14 protein-coding genes are annotated in these 17109 nt (G+C 62.3%); 6 read left to right on the top strand and 8 right to left on the bottom strand.

The window, feature by feature from the left end; translation table 11 throughout:
• The first annotated feature begins 46 nt into the window (after positions 1 to 46).
• Positions 47 to 982 (top strand): LysR family transcriptional regulator, encoded by a 936-nt coding sequence (locus BUE21_RS12280; RefSeq protein ID WP_073356950.1) that lies wholly within the window; start codon positions 47 to 49, stop codon positions 980 to 982.
• Positions 983 to 988: 6 nt separating this feature from the next.
• On the opposite strand, the gene BUE21_RS12285 is transcribed toward BUE21_RS12280, so the two are convergent.
• The 5 genes from BUE21_RS12285 to prpC form a co-directional block, all read right to left on the bottom strand.
• A complete protein-coding gene (locus BUE21_RS12285) occupies positions 989 to 1702 on the bottom strand; it encodes a GntR family transcriptional regulator (RefSeq protein WP_084523262.1) in 714 nt (237 codons plus the stop codon).
• Between the two features lie 80 nt (positions 1703 to 1782).
• Positions 1783 to 2643: an isocitrate lyase/PEP mutase family protein gene (locus BUE21_RS12290; RefSeq protein ID WP_073356952.1), complete on the bottom strand. Its 861-nt coding sequence runs from the start codon at positions 2641 to 2643 to the stop codon at positions 1783 to 1785.
• Positions 2644 to 2729: 86 nt separating this feature from the next.
• Entirely contained in the window at positions 2730 to 3944 is a 1215-nt protein-coding gene (prpF, locus tag BUE21_RS12295; protein ID WP_073356953.1) for a 2-methylaconitate cis-trans isomerase PrpF, read from the bottom strand.
• A gap of 1 nt (position 3945) precedes the next feature.
• The gene (gene acnD / locus BUE21_RS12300) at positions 3946 to 6582 is read right to left on the bottom strand and encodes a Fe/S-dependent 2-methylisocitrate dehydratase AcnD (protein ID WP_073356954.1); all 2637 of its coding nucleotides are present in this window, start codon (positions 6580 to 6582) and stop codon (positions 3946 to 3948) included.
• Positions 6583 to 6608: 26 nt separating this feature from the next.
• Positions 6609 to 7769, bottom strand: a complete 1161-nt coding sequence (gene prpC / locus BUE21_RS12305) for a bifunctional 2-methylcitrate synthase/citrate synthase (protein WP_073356962.1) — start codon at positions 7767 to 7769, stop codon at positions 6609 to 6611.
• Between the two features lie 175 nt (positions 7770 to 7944).
• Here prpC and BUE21_RS12310 point away from each other — a divergent pair, with 175 nt between their 5' ends.
• The 5 genes from BUE21_RS12310 (at position 7945) to BUE21_RS12330 (ending at position 13120) form a co-directional block, all read left to right on the top strand.
• A complete protein-coding gene (locus BUE21_RS12310; protein WP_073356955.1) occupies positions 7945 to 9462 on the top strand; it encodes a short-chain fatty acyl-CoA regulator family protein in 1518 nt (505 codons plus the stop codon).
• Between the two features lie 101 nt (positions 9463 to 9563).
• Entirely contained in the window at positions 9564 to 9992 is a 429-nt protein-coding gene (locus tag BUE21_RS12315; protein ID WP_073356963.1) for an RNA-binding S4 domain-containing protein, read from the top strand.
• An 81-nt stretch (positions 9993 to 10073) separates the two neighbouring features.
• On the top strand, positions 10074 to 10493 hold the full coding sequence (locus BUE21_RS12320) for a hypothetical protein (RefSeq protein WP_073356956.1): 420 nt from the start codon (positions 10074 to 10076) through the stop codon (positions 10491 to 10493).
• Between the two features lie 117 nt (positions 10494 to 10610).
• Positions 10611 to 11948, top strand: coding sequence for a tRNA (N6-isopentenyl adenosine(37)-C2)-methylthiotransferase MiaB (gene miaB / locus BUE21_RS12325; protein WP_073356957.1), 1338 nt, complete (start codon positions 10611 to 10613; stop codon positions 11946 to 11948).
• 38 nt (positions 11949 to 11986) lie between these two features.
• Positions 11987 to 13120, top strand: coding sequence for a metallophosphoesterase (locus BUE21_RS12330; protein WP_073356958.1), 1134 nt, complete (start codon positions 11987 to 11989; stop codon positions 13118 to 13120).
• Between the two features lie 136 nt (positions 13121 to 13256).
• On the opposite strand, the gene BUE21_RS14850 is transcribed toward BUE21_RS12330, so the two are convergent.
• The 3 genes from BUE21_RS14850 to lpdA form a co-directional block, all read right to left on the bottom strand.
• Positions 13257 to 13763: a hypothetical protein gene (locus BUE21_RS14850; protein ID WP_073356959.1), complete on the bottom strand. Its 507-nt coding sequence runs from the start codon at positions 13761 to 13763 to the stop codon at positions 13257 to 13259.
• A 359-nt stretch (positions 13764 to 14122) separates the two neighbouring features.
• Positions 14123 to 15250 carry a cupin domain-containing protein gene (locus BUE21_RS12340; RefSeq protein WP_073356964.1) on the bottom strand — a complete coding sequence of 376 codons (1128 nt, stop codon included), beginning with the start codon at positions 15248 to 15250 and terminating at the stop codon, positions 14123 to 14125.
• A gap of 343 nt (positions 15251 to 15593) precedes the next feature.
• Positions 15594 to 17027: a dihydrolipoyl dehydrogenase gene (lpdA, locus tag BUE21_RS12345; protein WP_073356960.1), complete on the bottom strand. Its 1434-nt coding sequence runs from the start codon at positions 17025 to 17027 to the stop codon at positions 15594 to 15596.
• Between the last annotated feature and the right edge of the window lie 82 nt (positions 17028 to 17109).

The following is a 17109-nucleotide window of genomic DNA, read 5'->3' on the forward strand; positions in this document are numbered from 1 at the left end:
GTATTATTCAAACGATAAATTTTCACAAACTGCATTAAATTCATTCATGAACACTCCACTGGAACTGCGCCACCTCAAGACACTGGTGGCCCTGCGCGACACAGGCAGCATCTCGCGTGCGGCGCAATTGCTCAGCCTGACGCAATCGGCCCTCTCGCACCAGATCAAGCTGCTGGAAGACTGCTATGGCACGGCACTATTCGAGCGCAAGTCGCAGCCGGTGCGTTTCACCGTGGCCGGACAGCGGTTGCTGCAACTGGCCGATGGGGTGCTGGCCCAGGTGCAGGAGGCCGAGCGCGACGTGATCCGCTTTGCCAGCGGTGTGGCCGGGGAGTTGCGCATTGCGGTGGAATGCCACACCTGCTTCGACTGGCTGATGCCCGCCATGGATGCCTTCCGGCAACGCTGGCCGGAGGTGGAGCTGGACATCGTCTCGGGCTTTCACCCCGACCCGGTGGGCCTGCTGCACGAAGGGCGGGCCGATCTGGCCATCGTGGGCGACAACGAGCCGGATGCCGGCATTGCCCACCTGCCGCTGTTCTCTTACGAGATCGTGGCGATGGTGCACAACCAGCACCCACTGGCACAGCGGGAATTTCTGGTGGCGCAGGACTTTGTTGATGCCACGCTGATTACCTACCCCGTGCCCGACGAGATGCTGGACGTGGTGCGGCAGGTACTGCGACCTGCCGGACTGAATGCGCGGGCACGGCGCACCACGGAACTGACGGCAGCCATGCTGCAACTGGTGGCCAGTGGCCGGGGCATTGCCACCCTGCCGCTGTGGGCGGCCACGCCGTATCTGGAGCGCGGCTACGTCACCCCAAGGCGCATCGGCCCCGATGGCCTGACGGGGCGGCTCTACGCCAGCGTGCCGGAGGCATCGGCGCGGCAGAGCTATGTGCAGGACTTCGTCGCCATCATGCGCGAGCAGAGTTTTGCCAACCTGCCGGGGGTGAATCTGATGGCTGACAAAACCTAGGGAATATCAAGCCGCGTAACGCGATGGTGTTTCCGTGGGGTCTTGCGTGGGCAGGGCCCGCAACACGATGCGGCGGCGATCCTGGCTGAATGCCTTCCAGCAGCGTTGCAACTCCTCGGCGGTGCGGATGGAGAATGCCATGTGCTGGGCCGCCGTACCGGCCCCGAAGTGTTGCGCCAGCACACGGGCGATTTGCAGGGTGTGTTCCGGCCCCAGTGCCAGACGCAGTTTCTCGCGCAGTTTCAGGATGATCTCCGTGGCGTGGCGGTTGCCGTGGTGCAGCAGGAACTGCTGGTAGGCGGCATCCAGACGCTGGATTTCCGGGCTGTAGCCACTGCCGGCCGGGCTGGCCAGCGGCGTGGGCTGCACATGTTCCGCGCCCTGCTCTGGCCGGAGTGCGCTGGCCTGCTGCCAGGCAGCGGGGTCGGTGTGTTCCAGCATGTGCTGTTCGAGGAGTTCCAGCATCTCCAGCAGCTCAATCACATCCTGCGGGCTGAGTTCTGCCACGGTGCAGCCGTTGTGTACGCGCATTTCCACCAGTCCCTCGTGCGCCAGCACCTTGAGGGCTTCGCGCACGGGGGTGCGACTGACACCGTAGCCCTGTGCCAGGGCGACTTCGTCGATGTTGCTGCCAGGCTCCAGATCGTGCGCAAAAATGCGTTCGCGCACGGAGTCTGCAATCGCTTCATACAAGGCGCGGGGGCGTGGTATCAGGTGCATGGCAGGGGTCCGGGTGGGGGTTGGGCAGGGGCTGGCCGCAGCAAAAGGGGGGCTGTGGCGGGATGTGTGAGCGGCAACTCTCATGAGTAGTGTTTCTCCAGTGCGTCCCATTCGGGCTTGCCGACGAGACGCTGACGTTCGGCAAACGGGGTGACGAGTCCGCTGTCTTCGCGGACTTCCTTTTCATCGCGCAGCACAGTCAGGGCCTTCTGCATGCCCATGACCGCGCCTTGCAGGGCCGCGTTGGCGTAGAGAACCACGCCATAGCCCAGCTCGCCCAGTTCGGTGGCATTGAAGATGGGCGTCTTGCCGCCGATGACCATGTTCATCAGTTGCGGGGTTTGCAGGCGTTGCGGCAGCGCGCGGATTTCCTCTTCCCTGGTGACGGCTTCGACAAACAGGATGTCGGCTCCGGCTTCGGCAAACAACTGCGCGCGTTCCACGGCAGCATCGAAGCCATGCACGGCAGCCGCATCGGTGCGGGCCATGATGAGGAAGTCGGGGTCACGGCGGGCATCGGCGGCGGCCTTGATCTTGCTGACAGCCTCCTGGGTGGAGATCACGTCCTTGCCGTTGAAGTGGCCACAGCGTTTGGGAGCCACCTGGTCTTCAAGCTGAATGCAATCGGCTCCGGCACGCTCCAGCGTGCGCACGGTGTGATAGACGTTGAGCGCGTTGCCGAAGCCGGTATCGGCATCGACCAGCAACGGAACATCGACGGCATCGCGGATGCGGGCGGTGTGGTCGGCAATTTCGGCCAGCCCCATGAAGCCCTGGTCGGGCATGCCGAACCACATATTGGTCACGCCTGCGCCGGTGACGTAAATGGCTTCATAGCCCAGGTCGGCAATCACCTTGGCTGACAGGGCATTGAACGCGCCGGGCACGATCACGCCGCGCTTGGCATTGACGAGTTCTCTGAGTTTCTTGCGGGTGGACATGGGGAGTCTCCTGTAATTTCGTGGAATGGGAATATCGGGTATTGGGATGGCGCAATGCGCTGGGCGATTGCACCTGTTGTGGAATGTCAGAAGGTGTCGCCGGGCACACGCACCCAGCCTTCCATGAGCACGCGGGCACTGCGGCTCATGATGGCCTTGGTGACGCTCCACTGGCCATCTTTTTGCACGGCCTGTGCGCCCACGCGCAGCGTGCCGGACGGATGGCCAAAAACCACCGATTCAGGCACGGCCTCGCGCTCACCGCCACCGGCGGCCAGATTGACCAGCGTACCGGGAATGGCCGCTGCCGTGCCAATGGCCACCGCCGCCGTGCCCATCATGGCGTGGTGCAGCTTGCCCATTGAGAGCGCGCGCACCAGCAGGTCGATGTTGCTGGCCTGCACGGCCTTGCCGCTGGATGCCGTGTAGCTTTGGGGCGGAGCCACAAAGGCCACCTTGGGCGTGTGCTGGCGGGTTGCGGCCTCGGCCACATCGGCAATCAGGCCCATCTTCACCGCACCCCAGGCACGGATGGTCTCAAAACGTGCCAGCGCGGCTGCGTCACCGTTGATAGCATCCTGCAACTCGGTGCCCGTGTAGCCAATGTCAGCGGCATTGACGAAGATGGTCGGAATGCCCGCGTTGATGAGCGTGGCCTTGAAGGTGCCTACGCCCGGCACTTCCAGATCATCGACCAGATTACCGGTGGGGAACATCGCACCACCGCCCTCGCCTTCGCCATCGTCGGCGGGGTCGAGGAATTCCAGTTGCACTTCAGCGGCCGGGAAGGTCACGCCATCCAGCTCGAAGTCGCCGGTTTCCTGCACTTCGCCATTCGTGATCGGAACGTGCGCAACGATGGTCTTGCCGATATTGGCCTGCCAGATGCGCACCGTGCAGATGCCGTTCTGTGGCACACGTTCCGCATCCACCAGACCGCCGCTGACCGCGAACGAACCCACGGCCGCCGAAAGGTTGCCGCAGTTGCCGCTCCAGTCCACGAATGCCCTGTCGATGGAGACCTGACCGAACAGATAATCCACGTCATGGCCTGCGCGGCTGCTTTTGGCAAGAATGACGGTCTTGCTGGTGCTGGAGGTCGCACCGCCCATGCCATCGATCTGCTTGCCATAAGGGTCGGGGCTGCCGATGACGCGCAGCAGCAGCCTGTCGCGTGCTTCACCAGGCACTTGGCAGGCTGGCGGCAAATCTTGCAGGCGGAAGAACACGCCCTTGCTGGTGCCGCCCCGGATGTAGGTGGCAGGCACGCGGATTTGCGGTGGATGTTGAACGTGTGTCATATCAGGCCAGTTCCTCTTCGTTTTCGGGTTGCTGGTTGGCCGCCAGAAAGTCCTGCGCAAAGCGTTGCAGCACGCCACCTGCGGCGTAGATGGAGACTTCCTCGTCGGAATCGAGGCGGCAGGTCACGGGCACTTCAACAATCTCGCCATCCTTGCGGTGGATGAGCAGTGTCAGCGTGCCGCGCGGGGTGCGCTCACCCACCACGTCGAAGGTTTCAGTGCCATCAATGCCCAGCGTCTTGCGGGTGGTGCCGGGCTTGAATTCCAGCGGCAGCACGCCCATGCCGATCAGGTTGGTGCGGTGGATGCGCTCGAAGCCTTCGGCCACGATCACTTCCACGCCCGCCAGCCGCACGCCCTTGGCCGCCCAGTCGCGGCTGGAGCCTTGGCCATAATCGGCCCCGGCAATGATGATGAGCGGCTGCTTGCGCTCCATGTAGGTTTCGATCACCTCCCACATGCGCATCACCTGGCCTTCCGGCTCCAGCCGCGCCAGCGAACCTTGCCTGACCTCGCCATCCACCACGGCCATCTCGTTGATGAGCTTGGGGTTGGCAAAGGTGGCACGTTGCGCCGTCAGGTGGTCGCCCCGGTGCGTGGCGTAGGAGTTGAAGTCTTCTTCCGGCAGGCCCATCTTGTGCAGGTATTCACCGGCCGCGCTGTTCATCAGAATGGCGTTCGAGGGCGAGAGGTGGTCGGTGGTGATGTTGTCGGGCAACACGGCCAACGCACGCATGCCCTTGAGCGTGCGCTCGCCTGCCAGTGCGCCTTCCCAGTAGGGCGGGCGGCGGATGTAGGTCGATTGGGGCCGCCAGTCGTACAGTGGCTCGATTTTTTCATCCGTCTCCACGCGAGCAGCGAACATCGGCTCATAAACGGCGCGGAACTGCTCGGGCTTGACGGCCTTGGCGGCGATGGCATCAATTTCCTCGTCGCTCGGCCAGATGTCCTTCAGGTACACGGCGTTGCCGTTCGGGTCGGTGCCCAGCACGTCCTGCTCGATGTCGAAGCGCACCGTGCCTGCAATCGCGTAAGCGACCACCAGCGGCGGCGAGGCCAGAAAGGCCTGCTTGGCATACGGGTGGATGCGACCATCAAAGTTGCGGTTGCCCGACAGGACGGCGGTGGCGTACAGGTCGCGGTCGATGATCTCCTGCTGGATTTTCGGGTCGAGTGCGCCGCTCATGCCGTTGCAGGTGGTGCAGGCGAAAGCGACGATGCCAAAGCCCAGTTGCTCCAGATCATCGAGCAGCTCGGCTTCCTTCAAATACAGCTCCACAGCCTTGGAGCCAGGAGCCAGCGAAGACTTGACCCACGGTTTGCGCGTCAGGCCCCGCGCATTGGCATTGCGTGCCAGCAGCGCGGCGGCAATCACGTTGCGCGGGTTGCTGGTGTTGGTGCAACTGGTGATGGCGGCAATCACCACCGCGCCATCGGGCATCAAACCTTGCGCTTCCTGTGCCTTGGCCGCTGCCAGCAATTCCTCTCCGGCAATGCCACGCTCCTGCAAGGCCGATACCGGCAGGCGGCGGTGCGGGTTGGACGGGCCTGCCATGTTGCGCACCACGCTGGAGAGATCGAACTCCAGCACACGCTCGTACTCGGCGGCCACCAGCTCGCTGCTCCAGAAGCCAGCGGTCTTGGCGTAGTTTTCCACCAATTTGACCTGTTCATCGTCGCGCCCGGTGAGCTTGAGGTAGTCGATGGTCTGCTGGTCGATGTAGAACAGCGCGGCGGTCGCGCCGTACTCCGGGCACATATTCGAGATGGTGGCACGGTCGCCAATCGAAAGGCTGTCCGCCCCGGCACCGAAGAACTCCACATACGCGCCCACCACGCGCTCCTTGCGCAGGAACTCGGTCAGTGCCAGCACGATGTCGGTGGCTGTGATGCCTGGCTGGCGTTTGCCGGTCAGGCGCACGCCGACAATGTCGGGCAGGCGCATCCACGAAGCTCGCCCCAGCATGACGTTCTCGGCCTCCAGCCCACCCACGCCCACGGCAATCACGCCCAGCGCATCGACGTGCGGGGTGTGGCTGTCGGTGCCCACGCAGGTGTCGGGGAAAGCCACGCCATCGCGCACATAGACCACGGGCGACATTTTCTCCAGGTTGATCTGGTGCATGATGCCGTTGCCCGCCGGAATCACATCCACGTTGTCGAAGGCATCTTTCGTCCATTCGATGAAGTGGAAGCGGTCTTCGTTGCGGCGGTCTTCAATCTCGCGGTTCTTCTCGAAGGCATCGGGCACGAAGCCGCCACACTCCACGGCCAGCGAGTGATCGACGATCAACTGCACCGGCACGACCGGGTTGATCTGTGCGGGGTCACCCCCGGCATCGGCAATCGCGTCACGCAGACCGGCCAGATCGACCAGCGCGGTCTGGCCCAGAATGTCGTGGCAGACCACACGCACCGGGAACCACGGAAAGTCCAGATCACGGCGGTTCTCGATGAGCTGCGTCAGGTAGTCGTTGATCTTCTGCGGCTCACCGCAGCGCACCAGGTTTTCGGCGTGGACGCGGGCAGTGTAGGAGAGCTTGTCCCAGGCTCCGGGCTGGATGGCATTGACGGCCTCGCGGGCATCAAAGTAATCCAGCGTCGTGCCGGGTAGTTGTTTTCGGTACAGCGTGTTCATGGGGTTCTCTTGTATTTTTTGGTGAATCACACGCGCTCGGTCAGCGGCACGAAAGCCTGATCTTCCGGGCCGGTGTAGTTGGCACTCGGGCGGATGATCTTGCCGTCCACGCGCTGCTCGATGATGTGGGCACTCCAGCCAGCGGTGCGCGCAATCACGAACAGCGGCGTGAACTGGGCGGTGGGAACGCCCATCATGTGGTAGCTAACGGCACTGAACCAGTCCAGATTGGGGAACATCTTCTTGACTTCCCACATCACGGATTCAAGGCGATCGGCAATGTCGTACAGCTTGGTGGAGCCGACTTCATCCGACAGTTCCTTGGCCACTTTCTTGATGACCACATTGCGCGGGTCGCTGATGGTGTAAACCGGGTGGCCAAAGCCGATGACCACTTCCTTTTTCTCCACGCGAGCGCGAATGTCGGCCTCTGCTTCGTCAGGGTTGTTGTAGCGGCTTTGAATGTCGAAAGCCACCTCGTTGGCACCGCCGTGCTTGGGGCCGCGCAACGCGCCAATGCCACCGGCAATCGCAGAATAAATATCGGAACCCGTGCCGGTAATCACGCGGGTGGTGAAGGTGGAAGCATTGAATTCATGCTCTGCGTACAGGATCAGGCTGATGTGCATGGCCTTGACCCAGGATTCGGGTGGCTTCACGCCATGCAGCAGGTGCAGATAGTGACCGCCAATCGAGTCGTCGTCAGTCTGCACCTCGATGCGCTTGCCGTTGTTGGCAAAGTGGTACCAGTACAGCAGTGCGGAACCCAGCGAGGCCAGCAGCTTGTCGGCAATATCGCGCGCACCGGCCAGATTGTGGTCTTCCTTCTCGGGCTGCACCGTGCCGAGCGTGGAAACATAGGTGCGCATCACGTCCATCGGGTGGGCAGAGGCGGGAATGGCTTCGAGCACGGCACGGGTTTGCAGCGGCAGGCCGCGCAGGCTCTTGAGCTTTTTCTTGTAGGCCTTCAGTTCGGCGGCACTGGGCAGCTTGCCATGCACCAGCAGATAGGCGATTTCCTCGAATTCGCATTGTTCGGCCACATCCAGGATGTCATAGCCCCGGTAATGCAGATCGTTGCCGGAGCGGCCCACGGTACACAGGGCGGTATTGCCTGCGGTTACGCCGGAAAGGGCAACGGATTTCTTGACTTTGGCGGGCTGGGCGACTGCCGTAGCTTGCTGCATGAATGTCTCCTGAAAAGAATGGGTGAATAACAATGCCTGTGCCTGAATGACCAGACCATTTGCAATGTATGCAAAATTCTTTTGCAAGGTAAGCACTGAATCTGCGAAGGAATGCCAACGAAAATGCTGTGAATTGCAAATCCTGCAAACGGCATTCACAGGCATACTGGCGGCTATGAGAAAGACATTCATGGGCGTGCGTCTGCGCCGCCTGCGCGAAGAACACAGCATGACCCAGGCGGCACTGGCACGCGCGCTGGAAATATCCCCCAGCTACCTGAACCAGATCGAACAGAACCAGCGGCCCCTCACGGTCTCGGTGCTGCTGAAGATCGGGGCGGTCTTCGGCGTGGACATGCAACGCTTTGCCGACAACGATGAAGCCCACCTGATCGCCGAACTGCGCGAGATTGCCCCACGGCTGGCCGACTTCCAGAACGGCAGCGAAGCCTCTGCCGCCAACCAGATTTCCCTGGCCGAAATCAAGGAGCTGGCTGCCAACATGCCCGCCGTGGCACGCGCCCTGGTGGGCCTGCACCACCGCTTCCAGCAAACCGTCGAGCAACTGGAGGGACTGCGCCAGCAGTGGGGCGGCGAGCGGCCCGACCGCGAATCGCTGGCCGTCATGCAGCCCGTGGCCTACGAGGAAGTGCGCGACTTCTTCTTTGCCCGCAGCAACCACATTGCCGTGCTCGACGATGCCGCCGAAGCCTTTGCCCGCAACTGGAAACTGCCCGCCGGAGCCGCCGCCATCGACGAGCTGACCGGGCATCTGCAACGCCGCCACGACGTGCGCACCGTCTACCACCTGCCCGGCATGGCCGCCAGCGCGCAAAGCCAGGCCGCACTGGTGCGCCGCTACGACCCGATCAGCCGTATCCTCACCCTCGATGCCAGCCTCAGCCCCGGCCAGAAAGCCTTTCAGCTCGCCACCCAGTTCGCCCTGCTGGAAATGGGCGAGTGCATCGGCCAGTTGGTGGCCGACACCAGCTTTGTCGCGCCACAATCGCGCAACCTCACGCGCATCGGGCTGGCCAACTACTATGCCGGGGCACTGCTGCTGCCCTACACCGATTTTCTGCACGCCGCCCAGCAGTGCCGCTACGACATCGAAATGCTCGCCAGCCGCTATGGCGTGGGCTTCGAGACCATCTGCCACCGGCTGTCCACACTGCAACGCGCCTACAACCGGGGCATTCCGTTTTTCTTCATCCGCGTGGACCGGGCCGGCAACATCTCCAAGCGGCAGTCGGCCACCCACTTCCACTTCTCCAAGATCGGCGGCACCTGCCCGCTGTGGAACGTCTATGAGGCATTCTCCCAGCCGGGGCGCATCGTCGTGCAGGTGGCCGCCATGCCCGATGGCCGCACCTACCTGTGGGTGGCACGCACCGTCACGCACCGGGGGCATGGCTGGGGCAAACCGGGCAAGAACTTCTCGGTGGCCCTGGGCTGCGACATCCGCCATGCCGAAGAACTCGTGTACTCGCAAGGCCTGAACCTGCGCGACCCCAGTGCCGCCGTGCCCATCGGCATGGGCTGCAAGGTCTGCGACCGGCAAGGCTGTGTGCAACGCGCCTTCCCCCCCATTGGCAAGCCGCTGGATGTGGATGAAAATCAGAGCCTGACCCTGCCCTACAACGTGGGGCAGTCCCGCAACGCTGCACCCTCCGTGGCACAGCACCCGGATTGATTCTGCACCCGTCCACTACCGCCCCCCGCATGTCCCGCAAGAGAAACCCTGCCCCGCACTCCGCCCCTGCCACCGCCAGCCCCGACGGCATCCCGCCGACCATGCGGCTGGACAAATGGCTGTGGTGCGCCCGCTTCTACAAAACCCGCAGCCTCGCCGCCGAAGAAATCGCACGCGGGCGCGTGCTGGTCAATGACACACTGGCCAAGCCTGCGCGCGACGTGCGCATTGGCGATACCCTGCACATTCGGCAAACCCTGCAATCGCGCACCGTGCAGGTGCAGTCATTGCTGGCCATGCGCGGCCCGGCCAGCGTGGCCCAGCAGATGTACGCCGAAACCGAACAGAGCGTGGCCGAACGCACCCGGCAGGCCGAACTGCGCCGCCTGGCCCCCGAACCCGCCAGCGACCTGCGCCACGGCAGACCCACCAAGAAAGACCGGCGCGACTTCGACCAGTTGCGCCAGCAAGGCCAGCGCAGTGCCCTCAACGAACGCTGGAGCGCGTCCGTGCAGAATGCTCGGGATTGAATGGCATTTGTCGGCTCCGGGCAGGGCTGGCACTAGAATCGGCCCCAGTTTGCCGTCTCACACAGCCTCTGGATACACACCATGACACGCTGCCATACTCCACGATTCGCCCCACCCATTGCCCTGCTGTTGGCAACGGGCCTGCTGCTGTCTGCGTCTGCGTCTGCACAGGCCCAATATCGTTCCCCGCCCTTCGGCAATGCCCTGGTTCAGCAGACACAGACCCGCAACTTTCCGCCCGCTTCGGTGTACGGCACAGTGGTCTTTGGGGAAAGTGGTGCTGCCACCATCGGTCGCAAAAGCCTGCGCACCTCCCCCGGCCTGCGCATCTTCGACACCCAAAACCGGCTGGTCTTTGCCCACAGCCTGTCCGGCCAGAAAATCCAGGCACGCTACCTGATCGAACCATCCACCGGCCTGCTGCACACCGTCTGGATTCTCGCGCCCCACGAAATTCCGCCACGCAAGTGGTTCGGCCGCAGCCAGTCCAGCGACCGCTGAACCACCGCTGCCGCGCGACATGCCCGCCCGCACATTCCCGCCGGAATGCGTGGCCCTGTCGCGTGCAGGTACCTGGGGCAGTCCCCTCTTTCGCCACTCCAAAAAAATACCCACCCCATGAGCACGAAAAAAGTCTTCATCAAAACCTTCGGCTGCCAGATGAACGAGTACGACTCGGACAAGATGGCCGATGTGCTGAATGCCGCCGAAGGCTACGAAAAAACCAGCAACGTGGAAGAGGCCGACCTGATCCTGTTCAACACCTGCTCGGTGCGCGAGAAGGCACAGGAGAAAGTCTTCAGTGATCTGGGCCGCATTCGCCATCTGAAGGCGCGCGGCGTGAAGATCGGCGTGGGCGGCTGCGTCGCCAGCCAGGAAGGCGACGAGATCATCAAGCGCGCGCCTTTCGTCGATGTGGTCTTCGGCCCGCAAACCCTGCACCGCCTGCCGCAATTGCTGGCCGAGCGCGAGGCGCAGGCACGTCCGCAAGTGGACATCAGCTTCCCGGAAATCGAGAAATTCGACAATCTGCCACCTGCCCGCGTGGAAGGGGCCAGTGCCTTCGTCTCCATCATGGAAGGATGCAGCAAGTATTGCAGCTACTGCGTCGTGCCCTACACGCGCGGCGAGGAAGTCAGCCGCCCGTTCGAGGACGTGCTGATCGAAGTCGCCGATCTAGCCAGCCAGGGCGTGAAGGAAATCAACCTGCTGGGCCAGAACGTCAATGCCTACCTGGGCAAGATGGGCGAGAGCACCGAAATCGCCGACTTTGCCCTGCTGCTTGAATATGTGGCAGAGATTCCCGGCATCGAACGCATCCGCTACACCACCAGCCACCCCAACGAATTCACCCCGCGCCTGATCGCCGCCTACGACAGGATCGACAAGCTGGTGAACCACCTGCACCTGCCCGTGCAGCACGGCAGCGACCGCATCCTGATGGCCATGAAGCGCGGCTATACGGCGATGGAATACAAGAGCACCGTGCGCAAGCTGCGCGCCATCCGCCCCGATCTGGCCATGAGCAGCGACTTCATCGTCGGCTTTCCCGGCGAAACCGATGACGATTTTTCCAGGCTGATGAAGCTCATCGACGACATCGGCTTCGACAACAGCTTCAGTTTCATCTACAGCCCGCGCCCCGGCACGCCAGCGGCCAACCTGCACGACGACACGCCACACGCCGTCAAGCTGCAACGGCTGCAAACCGTGCAGGCAGCCATCAACGCCAACCTCCAGCGCATCAGCCAGGAGCGCGTGGGCACGGTGCAGCGCGTGCTGGTGGAAGGCGTATCCAAGCGCGACGACACCGAGCTGATGGGCCGCACCGAATGCAACCGCGTGGTCAATTTCTCTAGCCAGCCACGCCTGATTGGCCAGATGATCGACCTGTACATCACCGAAGCCATGACCTACACGCTGCGCGGTGAAGTGCGGGTGCGTGAACTGGCCTGAAACCCCTCTCCACCCACTCCCGACGAAAGCCCGCCCGCATGAACCCTCCCGATACATCCTCCCTGGTTGCGCCCCTGCCCGAAGGACGGCTGGACATCGTCGGCGACATTCATGGCGAATGGGATGCCCTGCGCCACCTGCTCCAGCACCTGGGCTACGATGCCGACGGCCAGCACCCGCAAGGCCGCACGCTGGTCTTTGTCGGTGACCTGTGCGACCGTGGCCCCGACACCCCGGCAGTGCTCGACTGGGTGTTGCCCCTGCTGGCACGCCAGCGCGTCCACGCCATTCTGGGCAACCACGAAATCAACCTCATCCGCCACGATGCCAAGGACGGCGCAGGCTGGGCGTTCCCCACTCGCATGGTCAGCGACACCCCCAAGTACGCGCCCTTCGTGCAGGCCAGTGCCGCGCAACTGGCGCATTACATGCAGGCCATCGGTCAATGGCCGGTGGCCCTGGAGCGCGATGACCTGCGCATCGTCCATGCGGCATGGCATTCGCCTTCCATCGCCCAGGCCCGCCCGCTGCAACGGGGCACGGCACGGCCACAGTACGACCACTTCGAGAACCTGGCCGAAGCCCAGGCACAGGCCGGCGCAGTGCAGCAGGCTCTGGCTGCCGAACGCCAGCGGTGGCCACACGATCTGGAAGATGGCCAGCAACACCCGCCTTTCCTGCCGGCCCATGCCGAGCGCGAGCTGCTCAAGCAAACCTGCAATCCGCTGAAAATCCTCACCACCGGTCTGGAACAGGCCGCACCCAAGGCGTTTTTTGCCGGGGGCAAGTGGCGTTTCACCGAACGGCTGGGCTGGTGGGATGCCTATGATGAAAGCACTCCCGTGGTAGTGGGCCACTACTGGCGACGTTTCCACGCCCCGGTTTCGGCGAATACGCGACAGGATGATCTGACACCGGCCACAGACTCAGGCAAAAGCCACACCCTGCACACCCAGACCGATGCCGAAGGGCTGTTCGGCTCCCTGCCGGGCAATGCCTGGCACGGCCTGCGCCGCAATGTGTTCTGCGTGGATTTTTCAGTCGGCGCACGCTGGAGCGAACGCCTGAAGCACCGGCACGATGCGCACAGCAGCCAGTTCAGGCTGGGGGCTTTGCGCTGGCCGGAACGGCTGCTGGTACTGGACACCGGAGAAGTGGTGCAGACGGTTTGAGCGTTGGACAAAACAGCGCAATACTGCGCATTTCCCCCCAAAAAAAGCATTGCCACAGGCGGAAAACCTGTGGCAATGCTTTTTTTGGATGCAAGCTCCCTGAAACCTAGACAGGCATCAGACAGTCACCATCGAATTACTGGCCAGCGGCCTTGACTGCGGATTGCACGGCTTCTTCAGCCTTCTGGCGGGTTTCTTCGGCAGCCTTCTGGGCATCGGTCAAAGCGTCCTGGGCTTTTTCCACGGCGTTTTCTGCACCGGTGGTCACGGCATCCACAGCCTTGCTGGCGGCTTCGCCGGCGGCCTGGGCAGCTTCACCAGCAGCGGCCTGGGCATCCTTGGCGGCATCCTGAGCGGCTTCGGCAGTGTCCTTGGCGGCTTCGGTAGTGGCATTCACAGCAGCTTCGGTGGCAGCCTGGGTGGCAGAAGCTGCGCTGTCGGCAGCAGCCTTGGCAGCATCGGCGGCTTCGGAAGCGGCTTGCTGGGCTGCGCCAGCAGCATCCTGCACCGGAGTGACAGGAGCAGGAGCCACTGCGGCAGGAGCTGGAGCGGGGGCCGGTGCCGGAGCGGCTTCTTCCTTCTTGCCGCAGGCAGTCAAGACGGCAGCGGCCAGGATGCTGATGGCAAGGTATTGGGTTTTCATGGTGCAGTTCCTTTCAATGGGACAAAACGTTGAGTGAAATACGACAGTCAATCGGTGCACATTGCACAACCGCAAGGACACGAACAGACGGGTCAAATGCCAAGGCTTTGCATCTAACGCCCCAGGGGCGCAATGCGTTGACGCTATCGAGCGATTTTTTTAGAACCCGTTTACGATTTCATGGCGATGCCGTACCAATAGCATCGTCATTCCGGGCCTGACCCGGAATCCAGTGACGACGTATCCCAAGAACACCTTGCTTCTCAATGGGATACCTGGCTACTGGATTCCCGCTTTCGCGGGAATGACGGGTACTTTTCTGGACTGAACAACATGATCCTAAGATCGTAAACAAGTTCTTACACCGCTGGATCGCGCCGCTGTAGCCAGCCCTGACCGTACCAGTCTTGCACAATTTCCTGTGCCGTCGGGCTGAAATGCTGAAAATCCGTATCATCCAGCCAACGCTGGTCGGCCAGACGATGCAGCAGATCGGCATCCTCACCGCTGCATTCATAGCTCTCGCCATTGATATAGACGAAACGGCTGTCGTACACCATGCGGGTCTTGCGGTTCAGATGCCAGGAGGCGGCCTCGCCGCTGCCAGACTCGTTCGCCTCGGCCAGTGCATATTCGTTGTCTTCGGCTTCGCGGTCGAAAAAGACGTTGGGTTTGGGTTCCGTCAGGTACTCGCCCAATGCCTGTTCGATGGCACCATCGTGCAAGGCGCGGGTGACGGCATCCAGTGCGAATTGCTGGAGTTCGACCGGAATCGCTCCCGCCGTCTGCACTGCCTGCTGCCCGGCATCTTCATACAGGACGGCAGGCGTGCCCTCCTCGCTCTCGTCGTAGAGGGAATCGACGATTTTCTCCAGCACCGACTGTGCCAGTTCCTGCCGCTGGGGAGCGCGGAAGCCCACGGAGCAGGTCATGCAGTCATTGCCCACCGCAATGCCATCGTGGGCATAGCGTGGCGGCAGATAGAGCATGTCGCCCGGCTCCAGCACCCAGTCGAATTCCGGCTCGAAATGCCGCAGTATTTTCAGCGGCACGCCTTCCTGAAGGCTCAGGTCGCTCTGGCGACCGATGCGCCAGCGGCGTTGCCCCTGTGCCTGGAGTAAAAACACGTCGTAGCTGTCGAAATGCGGCCCCACACCACCGCCATCCGATGCGTAGCTGATCATCAGATCGTCCAGCCGGGCCTGGGGCAGGAAGGCGAACTGCTGCAACAGCGCGTGGGCCTGATCGTCGTGCAAGTCCACGCCCTGCACCAGCAATGTCCAGGCAGGTTTCTTTTTGGAAGGCAATTGGCGAGGCGAGAACGGCCCATGCTGGAGTTCCCAGCCTTGCTGTTGCGACTGAATCAGACGCGATTCCACGTCCTCCTGCCCGGCCAGGGCAAACAGGGTCTGGGTGCTGACCGGCGGCTGAAATGCCGCAAAAGCCTGGCGCACCAGCAGCGGCTCACGCTGCCAGTAGTGCTGCATGAAATGCGCCGGGCTGATGCCCCCCAGCAGGGCAAGGGGTTGGTGAATATCGAATGGCACGGTGAATACTTCCTAGTGTTTTTCTTGTTCTATTGTGCCCGCACTGCAGCACTGCAAAAAAATGGGCGACCCCGAAAGGCCGCCCATGCTTGGGAAGGTCTGCAAAACTCTTGCGGTAAGCCCGCGCCCGCCAGTGGGATGCAGCGCAAGGCGGATTTTGTGGTCAATAGCGGGGCTATTGACCGCAAAAGCCAACGCGGCGATGCGCCCAGTGGCGGGATGCGGGCGGCGCAACGGGTTTTGCAGACCTTCCCTTGTATGGTTCAATGCGCAGCTCAGCGCATCAGAAGTTCAGTGCGCGTTTGTCCACGGCCAGGGCCGCTTCCTTGGTTGCTTCGCTCAACGAGGGGTGGGCATGGCAGATGCGGGCGATGTCTTCCGCGCTGGCCTTGAATTCCAGAGCCACAACGGCTTCGGCAATCAGTTCGCTGGCCTGTGGGCCAACAATGTGCACGCCCAGGATTTCATCGGTCTTGGCATCGGCCAGCACTTTCACCAGCCCGGTGGTATCGCCCAGCGCACGGGCACGGCCATTGGCAAGGAACGGGAAGGAACCGGCCTTGTAGGCCACACCCTGTTCCTTGAGTTGCTGCTCGGTGCGCCCGACCCAGGAGATTTCCGGGCTGGTGTAGATGACGTAGGGGATGGTGTTGAAGTTCACATGGCCATGCTGGCCGGCAATGCGCTCGGCCACGGCCACGCCCTCTTCCTCGGCCTTGTGCGCCAGCATGGGGCCACGCACCACGTCACCCACTGCCCAGATGCCTTTGGCAGAAGTGCGGCATTCGTCGTCCACGACGATGGCTCCGCGTTCGTCCAGTTGAACACCCACGGCATCAGGGTTCAGGCCCTCGGTGTTGGCCACGCGGCCAATCGAGACGATCAGCTTGTCCACCTTCAGCGACTGGGCCTCGCCCTTGGCATCCGTGTAGTTGATGGTCACGCCGGTCTTGGCAGTCTTGACTTCGGCCACCTGCGCGCCCAGTTCGATTTTCAGCCCTTGCTTGTCGAAGGCTTTCTTGGCTTCTTTGGCGATCTGTTCGTCGGCAGCAGGCAGGAACTTGGGCAGTCCTTCCAGAATGGTGACTTCCGCCCCCAGACGACGCCAGACGGAACCCAGCTCCAGGCCAATCACGCCAGAGCCGATCACCCCCAGTTTCTTGGGCACGGCCGTGACTGCCAGTGCGCCATCGTTGGAAAGAATCTGCACTTCATCGAATGGGACATTGGGCAGGGCGCGGGGTTTGGAACCCGTGGCAATGATGACCTGCTTGCCCACCAATACGTCCTCGCTGCCATCGGCCTTGCCGACGCGCACTTCGTAACCGGCATCCACGGCTTTGCCAAACGAACCCCGACCGTGGAAGAACGACACCTTGTTCTTCTTGAACAGGTACAGAATGCCATCGTTGTTCTGCTGCACCACGGTGTTCTTGCGGGCCAGCATTTTGGCGACATCGATGCTGACCTTGCCGGTGGAAATGCCATGCTCGGCAAAGTGCAGGTTGGCGTGCTCGAAGTGCTCGGAAGATTGCAGCAATGCCTTGGACGGAATGCAGCCGACGTTGGTGCAGGTACCACCGGGTGCAGGTTTGCCTTCGGCAGTTTGCCACTCGTCGATGCAAGCGACGCTGAAGCCCAGTTGGGCCGCCCGAATGGCAGCCACATAACCACCGGGGCCAGCACCGATGACGACGACATCAAAATTGTTGCTCATGGGAGGTTCCAAATCAAAAAAGATAATAAAAAAACGTGCATGACCAGAGGCCCATGCACGTCTCTCAAACGGACTGGCCTAG

The sequence above is a fragment of the Lampropedia hyalina DSM 16112 genome, from assembly GCF_900129055.1.
In the GTDB taxonomy this organism is placed as follows: domain Bacteria; phylum Pseudomonadota; class Gammaproteobacteria; order Burkholderiales; family Burkholderiaceae_C; genus Lampropedia; species Lampropedia hyalina.